Consider the following 14,783-nt stretch of genomic DNA (forward strand, 5'->3'; position numbering starts at 1 on the left):
CATGGACGAGACGATCGATCGGGCCGCGGCCCGGGTGGTGTGCCTGGACGGCGAGGATCGGGTCCTGCTGCTGCGCTGGCGGGATCCGGTGAGCGGGCGCATCCTGTGGGAGCCGCCGGGAGGCGGGATCGAAGCCGGGGAGACGCCGTTGCAGGCGGCTCGCCGGGAACTGGCCGAGGAGACGGGACTACCGGAAGCCGCGGTGCGCGACGTGTGCGTTCTCGTACGGCGGGACGGCTGGTGGCGGGGCCGCCGCTCCATCGCGACGGAGCCGTTCTACCTGGCCCGTTTCGACCATCGTCCACAGGTACGGCCGGCGGGGTTCACGGCGGAGGAGAGGGAGACCTTTCTCGGGTTCGGCTGGTTCTCTCCCGGTGAGATCGGCTCACTGGTCGATGACCTTGATCCGCCGGAGCTGATGCTGGTGATCGAGGAACTGGTCGCGGGTTGCCCCCCGGAGTGACAGATGACCGTCTGAGGTGCAGAGAACTCATCCGGAGGGCCGGAGGAAACTTCCGGGAGAAGAATTCATACCCGAGGGATCGTCGGCGGACGATTTGCCACTCTGGGTGGATGGACCCATCCCTAGGGAGATAACTTCCACCCCGAGTTCGTCGAGGGCGGCCCGGACGTCGGTGTCGTCGGGCGCGAGGTCGAGGGCCCGGTGGAGGTCGGCGACGGCTTCGGTGGTCCGGGACAGGGCGCGGAGGGCCATCGCCCGGTTGAAGTACAGCGCGGCGCCGGCGTCGAGTTCGATGGCCCGGGTGAGATCGGCCACGGCACCTTCGGGGTCGCCGGACTCGAAACGGAGAATGGCGCGGCTGGCCCAGGCGGCGCCCAGCCCGGGAGCGGCGGCCAGCGCGGTCTCGAAGGCCGCGGCCGCCTCGGCGTGGTGCCCGTCAGCCGTCTCCAGCTGGCCGAGTATCGACCACAGGTGCGGGTTCCCCGGGTCGATCGCCAGGCCGGCGACGACGTCGGAGCGCGCCTCGGCGGCACGGCCGGACACGGCGAGCAGGCCCGCCCGGTTGATGTAGGCGTCCAGATAGCCGGGATCGAGCTCCAGCACACGGTCCAGGTCGGCCAGCGCGGCCTCCTGATCGTCCAGGGCGATGCGCAACTCCGCGCGGTTGTAGTGGGCCTCGGGCATCGGCGGGCTCAGCCGCAGCGCGGTCTCGTAGTCGGACAGCGCGTCGTCGAGCAGACCGAGCCGGAAGAGCAGGTTGCCGCGGTCGAGGTAGTGGTCGGGGAAGGCCGGGTCGAGGGCGATGGCGGCGCCGTAGTCGTCCAGTGCCTCCTTCGTCCTGCCCCGCACGGCCAGGAGCTGGGCCCGGTTGGCGAGCAGCACCATGCGGTGGAGGGGATGGCGGCCGGGTGGCAGGTCCGCCGCGGCCAGTTCGATCGCCGACTCGACCAGGGCCAGCGCGGCCTCCACACGTCCCTCCCGGAACTCGATCAGAGCCCGGCCGTTACGGTCGAACCCCAGCTTGAACGCGCGTACCCGCCGGTCGGGAAGCAGGGTGGAGATCGCGATCGCCTGGTTGATCCACGCCATCGCCCGGCCCAGGTCACGCCGGGCGGGATCGGGGTGGCGGGCGTCCAGCATGGCCGTGCCGTACGCCGAGGCCGCGTGCACGGCCGGATCGACGCTGGCTCGCCTGGCCTGGTCCCACAGCTCGCGCGCCTCAGCGCGCCGGCCGAGAGCGGCCAGTGCGGTGGCCGTGCGCTGGGTGAAGCGCCACCACAGGTCGGAGCCCTCCTCGGCCAGGCGCAGTCCGCGCAGCCCCAGCTCGGCGACCGCGTCCAGGAAGCCCTCCCGGACGCAGTGATCCACGGCTGTCCAGAGCGCCCGCGCACCGGCTCCGTGCGGGTCGCCGCCGTGCTCGCGATGGTAGGGGATCGCGCCCAGCCGCGCGGACCACTCCCCCGTGCCGGCCAGTTCCCCCGCCCGGCGATCGTGCAGCACGGCCCTGTCGCGCTCCGGCAGCGCGTCATAGGCGGCCTGGAGCCGGGAATCGTCAGAGGTGCCGTCGGAGTCGACGTAGGCACGGGCCGGATCGGCGGGAATCTCGCCCGTGGGGTCCGCCGCCGGGGCGCGCAGGACCTTGCCGGCGAAGTCTTCGGGTGGCGGGTCCGGTGAGCAGACAACGATGGTGATCAGCGCGGGATCGATCCGGCGCAGCAGGACCTTCAGCAGCTCACGGTCGGTCGCGTCGGCCTCATGCACGTTCTCCACGACCAGGACGGCCGCCCGCACCCCTCTCCCTCTCCCTCTGGACGCGGCACCGGCCTCGGCCGGGTCTCCTCCCGGAACGGGGGGTGAGGGTGCGGTCGGGGTCGCGGCTCGGACGAACTCGGCGATGCCGTTGGCGACCCTGAGCGTACGGCGGGGCGCGGGCACCAGGATGCGCTCGTCGTCGGGCAGCCGCTCCTCGACGCTCTCCCAGCGGGGACGCACCAGGTCACGAAGGCCCGGGGCGGCGGCGCGGATCTCAAGGTGGTGGGCGGCCACCAGGCCGGGGGAACGTTCCAGGGCATCGGGCACCAGCGCCTGGAGGAGAGCACGGCCGAGCGTGTACGGCCCGGCACGGCGCCGGTGTGCGTCCACCGTCAGCCAGGGCGGATTTCGGCGGGCGAGCGCCGCCGCACGGTCGGCGGCGCGCTCGCCCTGAAGCCAAATGTGACGTGAGATGGTCGGTCACCCTTTGTGGATGACGCTTGAACTGCCGGTGAGCTTGGCAAGCCCGGGCTTGCGCACAGTGATCTTTTTCATGTCTCCCCTTTGAGACCTATGGCTAAGGTTTCAATTATTCGGGGACGTCACGAATACACAAGACCCTTCGTGATATCAGTTCCATGCTTCGCAACCCTAAAGGACCATTCGCCAGCCTAAATCCGGAAAATTCGGAATTTAGTGCTTAAAGCGCCTTGCCCTGGAACGGTTTCACGTGCCCGGGGTGGCGAGTTGCTGCGCCGTCTCCTTGACCAGATTCTTCTCTCCGTAGATGACCACGAGGCCGCCGACGTCCGCCCGGGAGATCTCCCGCCAGCCGTACTTGTGATAGAGCGCGATCGCCGCCGACTGGTTCAGCGTCGTGTCGCCACGGACCGTCTGGTAACCGAGGACGATCGCGCGTGACTCCAGCGCCAGCAGGATCCGCTCGCCGTACCCTCGCCGCTGGAACTCCGGGTGGACGCGGAGCCTGCACATCTCGGCGGCCTGGGCGTCGATCCGGCGCAGGCCGCCCATCGCGACGATCCGCGGGGCCCCGTCGCCCTCGTCGTCCTCGCCGACCAGGAACTCGCCCCGGTCGGCCAGGTAAACCTCGTTGATGCGCGGGAAATCGTCTTCGTAGTAGACCCCGTCACCGGACGCCAGCCCCACCTGAGCCAGGCAGATCTGATGGAGTGCCCACACGGCCTCCAGGTCAGACCAGCGATAGCGCCTGATGGTCAACGTCATGCAATCAGCCCTCCCTGGTCGGGATGGGAACGGCCCGCAGCAGGTCGAGATACTCGGCCAGCATCGGGTGCTCCGGATGCTTGACCTCCACCGCCTTGGCCAGCTCGATCGCGCGCTTCATCACGATGTCGGTGCGGTAGGTCTCGTCGAGAGCCTTCAGGAGGTCCTTGCCCATCTTCATCGCCTCGTCGGCGTCGCCTTCGAGCAGCTTGCACCTCGCCCGGTCGAACTTGATGAGGATCGGGTCGAGCCACTCCGACGGGCCGTACTTGGTCAGCGCCTGCTCCAGAACCAGGTCGGCCTCCATCGCCTGGCCCAGCTTCACCAGCGCGTCACCCTGGTGGAAGTAGAGCTGACGCTCCGTGTAGCCGAAGGTGAAGTCGTCCTGCTCGTGCGGGTGCATCTGGGCGAAGGCGGTCCTGGCCCGGGAGAGCGCCCGTTTCGCCTGGTCGACCACTTCCTTCTTGCCGGAGCCGGAGAGCATGGCGAGCGCGCGCGCCTCCACGACCGGGGCCATCGCCTGCGCCGCGCAGGGGGTCTGACCGGCCAGGTCACGGCTCTTCTTGGCCAGGTTGAGCGCCTCGCGGGGATCGCCGAGATACAGCGGCACGAGGGCCTCGCGAGCGGTGATCCAGGCGCGCAGCGCCCGGTCTCCGGTCTCGTCGGCCGCGGTCCTGCCCGTCCTGAAGAACGAACGGGCCAGCCGGTGGTCACCCAGGTTTATCATGATCATGCCGCCCAGCCCGGCGAGCTGAGCGGCCATCCGGCAGAGCCGGTCCTGCAGGTCGATGGGCTGACGCCGCTCCAGCGCCTTGCGCACCGCGCTGAACTCCAGCAGCACGTCGCAGAGCAACCGCAGCGGCGGGGTGTTGGTGTACTGCCGGCCGAAGCCGGCGGTGGTGTCCTCCCACTGGTCGAGCATCGCGGGCGAGACCGTGGCCAGCACGAGCGTGTCGTCCATCCGTCTTCGGATGTTCTCGATCGAGCCGAGGACCTGTCCGTCGAGCTTCACGCCGTTGCCCGCCAGAATGCTGAGCAGGGTCCTGCGCAGCGTGTTCTCGTCCTCCTCGCCGCCTGTCTGGGTGAGGTCGCTGCTGACCGGCTGCAACCACTGCTCGCGCGGGGTCGACGGCGTCTCGGTTTTCAGCTCCTGCTGGTCGGGGCGGACGAGCACCGGCATCTTGTGCCCGTGACCGCAGATGCACGGCCCGTCGTAGCCCAGCGAGACAGGCTCCACCCGGTAGACCGAGCACAGGTAGTGCAGATATTCGGGGCCGGGACGCTTGAGCCCGCTTTCGTACGCGGACAGGAGCGTCTCGCCGATGCCGGGCGCCGGCTTGCCGTCCCGCTCGAACAGCGCTCGGACCTGTTCGATCACGTCGGCGAGGGCGATGCCGTAAGCGAGGCGGTGACTCTTGATGCGGGTGGTGCCGAACTGAGGGCCGCACGTCTCGTGGATCTCGTCCGCGATCTGAGCGTAGCTTCGCCCGGTTGCAAGGCCTTTGGCCCTGATTCGCCGCGCTAACTCCGTCTCCCTGTGTTGCCTGCCGGACATTCCGGCCCCTTCCCGTGGCCAGACACGCGGACCGGTCGTTCCCGACCGCCCGCTCTGCTGACTCAGCGTAGCTCGCGGGTCGCGCTGCGCCTATGCGAATGATGGACCACAACTGAGGAGTTATGAACGCCGATTAGAGGGTTACGGCTAAGGATCGTCCCCCGGCGGAACACTTCTTTCAACCCAGTTGGGAGAACGCCCCTACCGAGTGGGGTAACCGCCTCGTTGACCTCTCAGGTTTCGTGAGACATCTTTGGCCGACCAGCAGCGATCGCGGTCAAGGGAAGGGCTGTGATCGGTGCCCCCTAATGACGCCGATATGAGGAGGGCGCGTAATGGGGGAGGACGATTTCGAACATCTGGAGCAATTGGTCTCAGAACTCGGCGATCGCGGTCTGCTCGCCCGGGTGGTGCGGACTCCCACGGGTCGCGCATTCGTCCGGGTGATCAATCCGAACGCCACCAGTTTGGCGGAGAACGTCACTTGCCGCCAGGTAACCGTCCCCGACCACCTCGATTGGTACTACTGGTGGTCATGGGGAGAAAGAATGCATCGCGCCGACGATCCGGCCGGTGCGGCGACCAAGGTCGCCAGAGTGCTCGCCGCGGTGGGGGAGTGAGGTAGGCGGTGACGCTCCGGTGGGGCGCAGCCACCGGAGCGTCACCGCGCCTGCCGCGGCTCCGCGGAGCCGGCGGGGTGACCGGTGCGGAGCGTGCGTGGCCGACGGCCCGCACGCTGGGCGCCCCGTCGGCTCCCTGATCTCTGCTCACCCGGCCCGGGAGGACCGGGCCGGCCAGAAACCCCCTCCGGGAAACTACGGAGGGTTATGAGGGGATTTCCCCTTCGGTAACGGGACGGGGCATGCTCCGGGTGCATGTCCCGTCTCGAGCCGTTCGTCACCGGAGCAACCGGTCCCGCCCTCCGCGGCCCCGGGACCGGCCAGCCCCGGCTTCCCCGGCGTAATGTGACGGCGGCCGGTTCGGTCGGCAAAATGGGGAGGTCCACACGACTTCCCACACACCCGACCGAACCGATCCGGGGGGATCCGCCCAGTGACACTGAAACCATCGCCCATCGAGATGCCCGATTTGGGGAGCGCCTTCGCGGAATCGTGCTCACGCGGTTCCGGCGGTGACGTGATCTGCCCGCTTTTCGAGGGGCTCCTTCCGGGCGGGTGGGCTCCGTTCGTCACCTGGCTGATCATCATCGTGCTGATTCTCGGCATCGCCCTTCTCCTGCGGGCGCTCATTCACCGCACGATCAACAAAGTCGCTCGCAGGGCCGCCCAGGGGGTCATGCCCGAGCGGCTGCGGCAGCGCGGCGCCACCGCCGTCGACGGCGGCACGGTGCTGCTCAACGAGCGTCGCCGGCAACGCGCCGACACCCTGGCCTCGGTGCTGAACCACATCGCCTCCCTAGTGATCCTCGGCACCGCCACGCTGATGATCCTCTCCCGCTTCGGCTTCGACCTCGCTCCCCTGCTGACCAGCGTCGGCATCCTCGGCGTCGCCGTCGGATTCGGCGCGCAGGAGCTGGTCAAGGACTTCATCGCCGGCATGTTCATGCTCATGGAGGACCAGTACGGCGTCGGCGACGTCGTCGACGTGGGGGCCGCCGTCGGCACGGTCGAGGCGGTCACCCTGCGCATCACCCGCCTGCGCGACGTCGACGGCCGGGTCTGGTACGTGCGCAACGGCACCATCACCCGGATCGGCAACGAGTCGCAGGGCTGGTCCCGGGCCGCCGTCGACGTCCCCGTCGCCTACGACTCCGACATCCCCGCCGTCCGCGAGATCCTCAACGGCATCGCCGACGAGCTGTGGGACGACCCCGACTACCGCGACCAGATCATCGTCGAGCAGCCCGTGGTGTGGGGCCTGGAGCAGATCTCCGACACGGCCGTCGTCTTCCGGATCAGCGCCAAGACCCTCCCCGCCCGCCAGGCCGAGGTGGCCCGCGAACTCCGTTTCCGGGTCAAGGCGGCACTCGACCGCGCGTCCATCCCGATCACCGCCGGCTGACGGCCCGACCGGGGCGCGTGGTGACCTAGGCTGGGTGACATGTCAGGGAGCGAGGAGTCCTTTTACGATGCGGTGGGCGGCGATGAGGCGTTCCGGCGTCTCGTGCACCGCTTCTACGAGGGAGTGGCGGACGACCCACTGCTTCGGCCGCTCTACCCGGAGGAAGACCTCACCGGGGCGGAGGACCGGCTGCGGATGTTCCTCATCCAGTACTGGGGCGGTCCGGGCACCTACAGCCAGCAACGAGGGCACCCCCGGCTGCGGATGCGGCACAACCCGTTCGTGATCGGCGAGGCCGAGCACGACGCGTGGCTGCGGCACATGCACGACGCCGTGCTGTCCCTGGAGCTGCCCCAGGAGCTGGAGACCCGGCTCTGGGACTACCTCGTCTACGCCGCGCAGAGTTTGATCAACGCGCCTTCCGGCAGGGCGGGCGCATAGCCGGCGGTCAGGCTGGGCAGCCATGCAGGCATGGACTTCCCCTGGTGGCGTGATGCCGTCGTCTATGAGATCTATGTCCGAAGCTTCGCCGACGCCTCGGGTGACGGCGTCGGCGACCTGGCCGGTGTCCGCCGCCGCCTGCCCTACCTCGCGGACCTCGGGGTGGACGCGGTCTGGCTGAGCCCGTTCTACCGCTCGCCGATGGCCGACGGGGGGTACGACGTGTCCGACTACCGTGACGTCGACCCGCTCTTCGGCTCGCTCGACGACTTCGACGCGCTGGTGACCGACGCGCACGCGCGGGGGCTCCGGGTGATCGTCGACATCGTGCCGAACCACAGCTCCGACGAGCACGCCTGGTTCCAGGCCGCGCTGGCCGCCCCCGCCGGCAGTCCCGAGCGTGCCCGCTACCTGTTCGCCGACGGCGGCGAGCTGCCGCCCAACAACTGGCAGTCGACCTTCAGCGGCCCGGCCTGGACCCGCCTGCCCGACGGGCAGTGGTACCTCCATCTGTTCGCGCCTGAGCAGCCCGATCTCAACTGGCGCGACCCGGTCGTGCACGCGGAGTTCCTCGACGTGCTGCGGTTCTGGCTGGACCGGGGCGTCGACGGGTTCCGCATCGACGTCGCGATGGGCCTCTACAAGGCGGCCGGCCTGCCCGACACCCCGCCCGAGGACCAGGCGTTCAAGGCCGAGTCACCGATCTGGGGCCGCCCCGAGACGCACGAGGTCTACCGCGAATGGCGCAAGGTCCTCGACTCCTACCCCGGCGACCGGATGGCCGTCGGCGAGGTGTGGACCGACTCCGCCGAGGACCTCGCCCGCTACGTGCGCCCCGACGAGTTGCAGCAGAGCTTCAACTTCGCCTGGCTCCAGGCGCCCTGGTCGCCCACGGCGTTCCGCGAGGTGATCGACGACACGCTCGCCACCGTCCCGTCGCCGACCTGGGTGCTGTCCAACCACGACGTCGTACGGCACCGCACGAGGTATGACGAGACCGACCCCGGCACCGGTCTGGCCCGCGCCAAAGCCGCCCTGCTCGTCATGCTCGCCCTCCCCGGATCGGCATATCTCTACCAGGGGGAGGAACTCGGTCTGCCCGAGGTGACGGATCTGCCACCGGGAACCCGCCAGGACCCCATCTTCGAGCGTTCCGGCGGCGAACTGTTCGGCAGGGACGGCTGCCGTGTCCCGCTCCCCTGGTCCGGTACGGCCATGCCGTACGGATTCTCGCCTGACGGCGCGCGTCCCTGGCTGCCGCAACCGGTGGAATGGGCGGCGCTCAGCGCCGAACGACAGGCCGCCGACCCCGGCTCGACCCTGGCGTACTATCAGCGGGCGCTCGCGCTGCGCCGCTCGCTCCGCCGTTCCCTGCCGGACGGCATCGCCTGGCTCGACTCCCCCGAGGGCGCGCTCGTCTTCACCCGCGGCACCCTGACCTGCGCGATCAACTGCGGGCCCGATCCCGTACCGCTACCGCCGCACGAGCGGGTGCTGCTGTCCAGCGGAAGCATCCACGCCGGGACGCTCCCGCCCGACACGGCCGTCTGGCTGAGCTAGATCGAGGCCGCCCTGTCACCCGCGCTCACCGCGCGCCGCTCGGCCCTGACCGGGACGAGCGGCACCGCGGCAAGGGCGAGCGCCGCGCCGACCGCGAAGCCCGCCCAGTAGCCCGAGGCCCCGATCAGGGCGCCGAGGGCGGGCACCGCCGCGAAGGAGACGAGGTTCTGCACCGTGTTGTGGGCGCCGAGCACCCGGCCCGCCCAGCCGGGACCGGCCAGCTCGCCCGCGCCCAGGTAGGCCAGGCCGTTCCCGCTCACGGAGATGACGGAGGCGGCGGCGAGCGCCAGTACGGCGAGCCACGGGCTGACCTGCTCGGCGACCGCGAGCAACCCCATCACCGAGGCCGTGCCGAGCGCGACGAGTCGGAGCGGCGCCATCCGCCGGCTGATCCGGTCCGACCAGTACCCGGCGGCCAGCCGGGCCGCGGCTCCGGCGAGCGCCGCCACGCCGAAGATCTGCCCGGCGACCACATGGTCCCAGCCGTGCGCCTCCACCAGGCAACTCACACCGAAGGTGCTCACCACGAACTGGGGAACGACCAGCAACGCGCTCGTCGCGTGCACCCGCCACAACTCGGGCCTCCCGTACGGCGAGCGCGGCCGGCGCACGACTTCGGACGTGGTGTGCCGGCCTGCGGGATCGGCGATGAAGAGACCGCCGAGGATCGCCGCGAACAGGCATGCTCCCGCCGAGGCGAGGAAGGCGCCCGACAGACCGTACGCGAGGGCGATCGGTGGCAGCGCGAACGCGCCGATGGCCATGCCCAGCGTGTAGGAGATCTGCCGCACTCCCATGGCGACGCCGCGCTCGTGGGGCGGGAACCAGCGCAGCACGATCCGGCCGCCGCCCACGACGGCCGCCGCGCCGGTGGCTCCCATCAGCACCAGCAGCACGGCCAGCACGACCGGATCGGAGACCGTGGCCGCCACGGCGAGCAGCACCGCGCAGGTGCCCACGCCGGTGGCGACGACCACCCGCTCACCCCGCCGGTCGGCCAGCGCGCCCCAGAGGATCAGGGTCGCCATCGCACCGATGCTCGGAGCACCGGTGATCAGGCCCGCCATGGCGAGCGACACGCCGAGGTCCTGCCGGATCACCGGGAGAATCGCCGGCAACCCGAACAGCCCCACCGTGCTCAGCGTGTGTGCGTTGACCCCGAATGCCAGGATCCACCAACGCCGTCGCTCATTACCCACCGATCGATAGTCGGCCTTCGGGCCGTCCGGGCGCCACCGGGTGTCAGCCCGTGAGACGACCGGACACGCTCAGTCGCGCCTGAGCTGCCGATAGGTGACGCGGTGTGGGCGGGCGGCCTCACTGCCGAGTCGTTCGATCTTGTTCTTCTCGTAGTCGGCGAAGTTGCCCTCGAACCAGAACCAGCTCGATCCCTCTTCCCAGGCCAGGATGTGGGTGGCGATGCGGTCGAGGAACCACCGGTCGTGGGAGGTGATCACGGCGCAGCCCGGAAAGTCGAGCAGCGCGTTCTCCAGGCTGGAGAGGGTCTCGGTGTCGAGGTCGTTCGTCGGCTCGTCGAGCAGGAGCACATTGCCGCCCTGCTTGAGGGTGAGCGCCAGGTTGAGGCGGTTGCGCTCGCCTCCCGACAGCACTCCGGCCGGCTTCTGCTGGTCGGGGCCCTTGAAACCGAACGCCGCGATGTAGGCGCGCGACGGCATCTCGACGTGACCGACCTTGATGTGATCGAGCCCGTCGGACACGACCTCCCAGACGTTCTTCTTCGGATCGATGCCCGAACGGGTCTGGTCGACGTAGGAGAGCTGAACCGAGTCGGAGACCGTGATGGCTCCGCTGTCGGGGGCGTCGTTGCCGGTGATCATGCGGAACAGCGTGGTCTTGCCGACGCCGTTGGGGCCGATGACACCGACGATGCCGTTGCGCGGCATGGTGAACGACAGATTCTCGATCAGGACGCGGTCGTCGAAGCCCTTGGTGAGCTTGTTCGCGTCGATCACCGTGGTACCCAGGCGTGGGCCCGGCGGGATCTGGATCTCCTCGAAGTCGAGCTTGCGGTACTTGTCGGCTTCGGCGGCCATCTCCTCGTAGCGCTGGAGACGGGCCTTGCTCTTGGTCTGGCGGGCCTTGGGATTGGAGCGGACCCACTCCAGCTCGTCTTCCAGGCGCTTTCTCCGCTTGACGTCGCGCTGGCCCTCGACCTTGAGGCGAGAGGTCTTCTTCTCCAGATAGAGGGAGTAGTTGCCCTCATAGTGGTGGCAGCGGCCGCGGTCGAGCTCGAGGATCCAGCCTGCGACGTTGTCGAGGAAGTAGCGGTCGTGGGTGACGGCCAGGACGGTGCCCGCGTACTTCTCCAGGTGCTGCTCCAGCCACTGGACGCTCTCCGCGTCGAGGTGGTTGGTGGGCTCGTCGAGCAGCAGCAGGTCGGGCGCCTGAAGCAGGAGCTTGCACAGGGCCACGCGGCGGCGCTCACCACCGGACAGGGTGGTCACGTCGGCGTCGGGCGGCGGGCAGCGGAGCGCGTCCATCGCCTGCTCCAGCTGGCTGTCGAGATCCCACGCGTTGCGGTGGTCGAGCTGCTCCTGCAGCTTGCCCATCTCGGTCAGCAGATCGTCGCTGTAGTCGGTGGCCATCAGCTCGGCGATCTCGTTGTAACGATCGACGAGGGCCTTGGTCTCGGCGACACCCTCCTCGACATTGCCCAGGACGGTCTTCGCCTCGTTGAGCGGTGGCTCCTGCTGAAGCATTCCGACGCTGAAGCCGGGCATGAGCTTGGCGTCGCCGTTGGACGGCTGCTCCAGGCCCGCCATCATCTTCAGCAGCGTCGACTTTCCGGTGCCGTTCGGCCCGAGGACGCCAATCTTGGCTCCGGGCAGGAACGACAGCGTGACATCGTCGAGGACCACCTTGTCGCCGTGCGCCTTGCGCACGCGCTGCAGCGTGTAGATGTACTCCGGCATGTCCCCCAGCTTAGTGGCCCCGGCAAAGCGGTTTCGGCGCTAACCGGGCCCGTTCTCCGCCGAGGGTCATTCGGCCAGCCTCGCCGGGCGCTCCACCGGCCCTTCCGCGAGTGGCTCGATCACCAGACCGTCCAGCCTGTCGCCCGGCCTTTCCTCCTGCCTGTCCCCTGGTCGCTCGGCCGCTCCATCGACCGCCGTGCCGGCCAGGCCGATCAAACCGGTCAGGCCGGTCAGGCCGGTCAAGCGGTCGGCCGGCCGTCGCGGCGCGGGAGTGCCAGCCGCGGGCAGGCAGATTCGGTCGCGGCCGAGCGACTTCGCCTGGTAGAGGGCCACATCGGCGGCGGCCAGCAGATCGAGCAGGTCGTCGCCGTGCAGGGTCCTGAGCGCGATGCCGACCGAGACGGTCACGGTGATCAACTCGTCGTCGACGGGCACGGCCGTCCGGCCGACACGGACGCGGAGCCGCTCGGCGACCCTGCGCGCCTCGGTCATGTCGGCCCCCGGCAGCAGGACCACGAACTCCTCCCCGCCGAATCGGCCGACTCGGTCATATTCACGTATCTGGCTGCGGAGCACACCGGCCACCTCAACGAGGACGTGGTCACCGGCCAGGTGGCCGTAGGTGTCGTTGACCCGCTTGAAATGGTCGATGTCGATGATGAGCAGGGCGAGCGGGTCGCCCGTGCGCCGGGCGCGGGCGATCTCGGTGTCGGCCTCCCGCTGCCATGCCGCGGCGTTGAGCAGGCCGGTCTTGGGGTCGGTGCGGGCCGCGGCCTGAAGCTGGGCGTGCAGCAGGCTGCGCTGAAGCAGCACCACGGGCGGCAGGGCGAGTGCGAGCAGGGCGAGATCGAGCCCGCAACTGATCGCCACGATCACGCCCAGGCACAGCTCCACCACGTCGAGGAGGACGCTTTCCCGGTCCCACAGCACGTCGCGCCAGCGCGAGTCGGGGTCGGCCGTGTGGGCCGCGACGGCGATCAGCGCCGTGTTGACCACCGTGAACAGTGCCGCGCAGGCGATCGCCACCGCGATCGGCACGGTCGAGCTCATCGCGTTGGGCACCACCGCGCTGAACTCGGGCCGTGGAGGACGGCCCATCGTGGCATGGAACACCACTGCGGCCGTGAGACCGGCCAGGCCGATGGCCGCGCTGCTGAAGACCCGGCGGTAGACCACCGTCTGCCTGACCCGCATCTGCAGCAGGATCTGCAGCGGGATGGGCGCGAGCAGCGCGTAGAGGGGCGGCAACAACAGGGCGACCGGCAGCCACCACGCCGACAGCAGGTCGCGAGAGACCCCGGCCGGCATGCCCAGCCGCCTGGTCGCCTCGATACAGACCGCGCCACAGGCCATCAGCGCGCCGAACGTCAGCACGTCCGGCCAGCGAATTTGGGTCGTCACGCCGAAGTATCCGATCCCCACCAGATACAGCGCCACGATGCCGCAGATGTAGACGACGAGTGGCCAGCGCTGTCCGAGCAGGGGCCACCGACGGGCGAGCGCCGCGACCCCGCCAGGGGGCTTGACCGAGATATGACTGGTCGCCGCCATGTCGTCCCCCTCACTGACTCCGATGTGTAACACAATAGTTGCAGAGTGTGCGATGTGCGAAGCGAACCGCTACCTTGGGGCATGTGGTCACGTAAACCGTGACCCGCTACCGGAGACCGTTCACTGCGCGGGGGCCCTGCGAGAAAGGAGCTGCCATGGTGCGAGGCGTGGTTTGGACCTAGCACATACTCGTTCGATCAATGCGAAGACCATCGGCCGGCCACTTCGAGGGTTTGGTGAGACTGCGCCACAAGCGCCCTCCCGAAGAACAGCGACCGCTCACGGCCGGTGCCCCTCCTCTCCTCTCCTCCGTTCTGCTTGCTGTTCCTTGCTTCGTCTCCTTTTGATTCCGCCTGGACGCCGGCCTCGACCCGCCACGCGCCGAGGACCGGCATCGCGACAGCCGAGGACCGGCATCACCACCGCCCAGGACCGGCATCACCCCGCCGAGCACGGGCAAGCCACCCGGGAAACCCGGGACCGGCCTCACCGCAGCGGTCAGGCGGCCACAGGCTCCTCCGCCGGCTCCTCCGTGGACGACTCTTCGCTCGCCTCCCCCGTGGCGGCGACCGGCTCCAGCCGCGCCGGCCAGGCGGGCGACGCCTCGGGGGAGGCCGATGCCGCCGGCCGGGCGGTGGCGAACGCCCAGTCCTCCGTCTCGCGGTCGAGCAGTTCGCGGCTCTCGGTGTCGAGCGCGGGCGCCGCACCGCCGCGCTGCGGCTTGGTGAAGCTGCCCATTCCCCAGCGCAGATCGTGACCGACGGAACCGGCCTCTACCTCTGCCATGAACCGGCGCTCGCCCTCCGGCCCGAACTCCCGGATCCGCAACCGCCCGTGGACGACGACCGGCTGACCGGCCCTGATCGACTGGGCCACGTTGTCGCCGAGCGCCCGCCAGCAGCGGATGGCGAAGACCGTCTTGTCACCGTCGCGCCACTCCTGGACCCGCTTGTCGAAGTAACGGTTGGTCGTGATGACGCGCAGCGACGTGACCCGTGATCCGTCTGAGAAGGTGTGCTGGCGTGGCTCCGCCGTGACGTTGCCCGTGATGGTGACGTGGATGTCGTTCATGCGCTTGCCTTTCCATGTGGCCCGTTGCCCTCTGGGCCCCGGATACCCGCGGCCCGGAGCACAACAGTGGCCCGCACCCCGCAGGGCACAGGCCACCGAACCACGCTCTGGGGATAACCCGCCCCCTGTGGACGAACCGCAGGCTCAGCGCAGACCGCAGGCCACGCACGAACCGCAAAGCTCAGCCGCA

The 14,783-nt window shown here is 69.5% G+C and carries 12 protein-coding genes; 5 read left to right on the forward strand and 7 right to left on the reverse strand.

Translation table 11 applies throughout. The features are described 5' to 3' along the window. Nucleotide 1 precedes the first annotated feature (1 nt). Nucleotides 2-463 carry an NUDIX hydrolase gene (locus MBA17_RS23860; RefSeq protein ID WP_238498782.1) on the forward strand — a complete coding sequence of 154 codons (462 nt, stop codon included), beginning with the start codon at nt 2-4 and terminating at the stop codon, nt 461-463. A gap of 27 nt (nt 464-490) precedes the next feature. Here the strand turns inward: MBA17_RS23860 and MBA17_RS23865 are convergent, their stop codons facing one another. From MBA17_RS23865 to MBA17_RS23875, 3 genes are all read right to left on the reverse strand, one after another. Continuing rightward, on the reverse strand, nt 491-2,605 hold the full coding sequence (locus MBA17_RS23865; protein ID WP_238498783.1) for a tetratricopeptide repeat protein: 2,115 nt from the start codon (nt 2,603-2,605) through the stop codon (nt 491-493). 336 nt (nt 2,606-2,941) lie between these two features. Next, nucleotides 2,942-3,460 (reverse strand): GNAT family N-acetyltransferase, encoded by a 519-nt coding sequence (locus MBA17_RS23870; RefSeq protein WP_238498784.1) that lies wholly within the window; start codon nt 3,458-3,460, stop codon nt 2,942-2,944. 4 nt (nt 3,461-3,464) lie between these two features. Beyond that, complete coding sequence (locus tag MBA17_RS23875) at nt 3,465-5,015, reverse strand: NsdA family TPR-like regulatory protein (RefSeq protein WP_238498785.1); 1,551 nt, start codon at nt 5,013-5,015, stop codon at nt 3,465-3,467. A 335-nt stretch (nt 5,016-5,350) separates the two neighbouring features. Between MBA17_RS23875 and MBA17_RS23880 the strand changes: the two genes are divergently transcribed. From MBA17_RS23880 to MBA17_RS23895, 4 genes are all read left to right on the forward strand, one after another. Beyond that, nucleotides 5,351-5,635, forward strand: a complete 285-nt coding sequence (locus tag MBA17_RS23880) for a hypothetical protein (protein ID WP_238498786.1) — start codon at nt 5,351-5,353, stop codon at nt 5,633-5,635. A gap of 517 nt (nt 5,636-6,152) precedes the next feature. Further along, a complete protein-coding gene (locus MBA17_RS23885) occupies nt 6,153-7,037 on the forward strand; it encodes a mechanosensitive ion channel family protein (protein ID WP_238498787.1) in 885 nt (294 codons plus the stop codon). Between the two features lie 39 nt (nt 7,038-7,076). Beyond that, entirely contained in the window at nt 7,077-7,478 is a 402-nt protein-coding gene (locus MBA17_RS23890; protein ID WP_238498788.1) for a globin, read from the forward strand. 30 nt (nt 7,479-7,508) lie between these two features. Continuing rightward, complete coding sequence (locus MBA17_RS23895; protein ID WP_238498789.1) at nt 7,509-9,038, forward strand: glycoside hydrolase family 13 protein; 1,530 nt, start codon at nt 7,509-7,511, stop codon at nt 9,036-9,038. Here MBA17_RS23895 and MBA17_RS23900 read toward each other — a convergent pair. From MBA17_RS23900 to MBA17_RS23915, 4 genes are all read right to left on the reverse strand, one after another. Beyond that, nucleotides 9,035-10,237 carry an MFS transporter gene (locus MBA17_RS23900; RefSeq protein ID WP_238498790.1) on the reverse strand — a complete coding sequence of 401 codons (1,203 nt, stop codon included), beginning with the start codon at nt 10,235-10,237 and terminating at the stop codon, nt 9,035-9,037. The genes MBA17_RS23895 and MBA17_RS23900 overlap by 4 nt on opposite strands. A gap of 69 nt (nt 10,238-10,306) precedes the next feature. Continuing rightward, a complete protein-coding gene (gene ettA, locus MBA17_RS23905) occupies nt 10,307-11,971 on the reverse strand; it encodes an energy-dependent translational throttle protein EttA (RefSeq protein WP_238498791.1) in 1,665 nt (554 codons plus the stop codon). Between the two features lie 66 nt (nt 11,972-12,037). Continuing rightward, nucleotides 12,038-13,522 (reverse strand): GGDEF domain-containing protein, encoded by a 1,485-nt coding sequence (locus tag MBA17_RS23910; RefSeq protein ID WP_238498792.1) that lies wholly within the window; start codon nt 13,520-13,522, stop codon nt 12,038-12,040. Nucleotides 13,523-14,020: 498 nt separating this feature from the next. Then, nucleotides 14,021-14,593, reverse strand: coding sequence for a single-stranded DNA-binding protein (locus MBA17_RS23915; RefSeq protein ID WP_238498793.1), 573 nt, complete (start codon nt 14,591-14,593; stop codon nt 14,021-14,023). Nucleotides 14,594-14,783 lie beyond the last annotated feature (190 nt).

The organism is Dolomitihabitans soli (assembly GCF_022213955.1).
Lineage (GTDB): Bacteria > Actinomycetota > Actinomycetes > Streptosporangiales > Streptosporangiaceae > Streptosporangium_A > Streptosporangium_A soli.

Bases quoted from the DNA above. Each gene is read 5' to 3' on its own strand.
- MBA17_RS23860 (WP_238498782.1), top strand. From the start codon at position 2: ATGGACGAGACGATCGATCGGGCCGCGGCCCGGGTGGTGTGCCTGGAC.
- MBA17_RS23870 (WP_238498784.1), bottom strand. From the start codon at position 3,460: ATGACGTTGACCATCAGGCGCTATCGCTGGTCTGACCTGGAGGCCGTG.
- MBA17_RS23875 (WP_238498785.1), bottom strand. From the start codon at position 5,015: ATGTCCGGCAGGCAACACAGGGAGACGGAGTTAGCGCGGCGAATCAGG.
- MBA17_RS23880 (WP_238498786.1), top strand. From the start codon at position 5,351: ATGGGGGAGGACGATTTCGAACATCTGGAGCAATTGGTCTCAGAACTC.
- MBA17_RS23890 (WP_238498788.1), top strand. From the start codon at position 7,077: ATGTCAGGGAGCGAGGAGTCCTTTTACGATGCGGTGGGCGGCGATGAG.
- MBA17_RS23895 (WP_238498789.1), top strand. From the start codon at position 7,509: ATGGACTTCCCCTGGTGGCGTGATGCCGTCGTCTATGAGATCTATGTC.
- ettA (WP_238498791.1), bottom strand. From the start codon at position 11,971: ATGCCGGAGTACATCTACACGCTGCAGCGCGTGCGCAAGGCGCACGGC.
- MBA17_RS23910 (WP_238498792.1), bottom strand. From the start codon at position 13,522: ATGGCGGCGACCAGTCATATCTCGGTCAAGCCCCCTGGCGGGGTCGCG.
- MBA17_RS23915 (WP_238498793.1), bottom strand. From the start codon at position 14,593: ATGAACGACATCCACGTCACCATCACGGGCAACGTCACGGCGGAGCCA.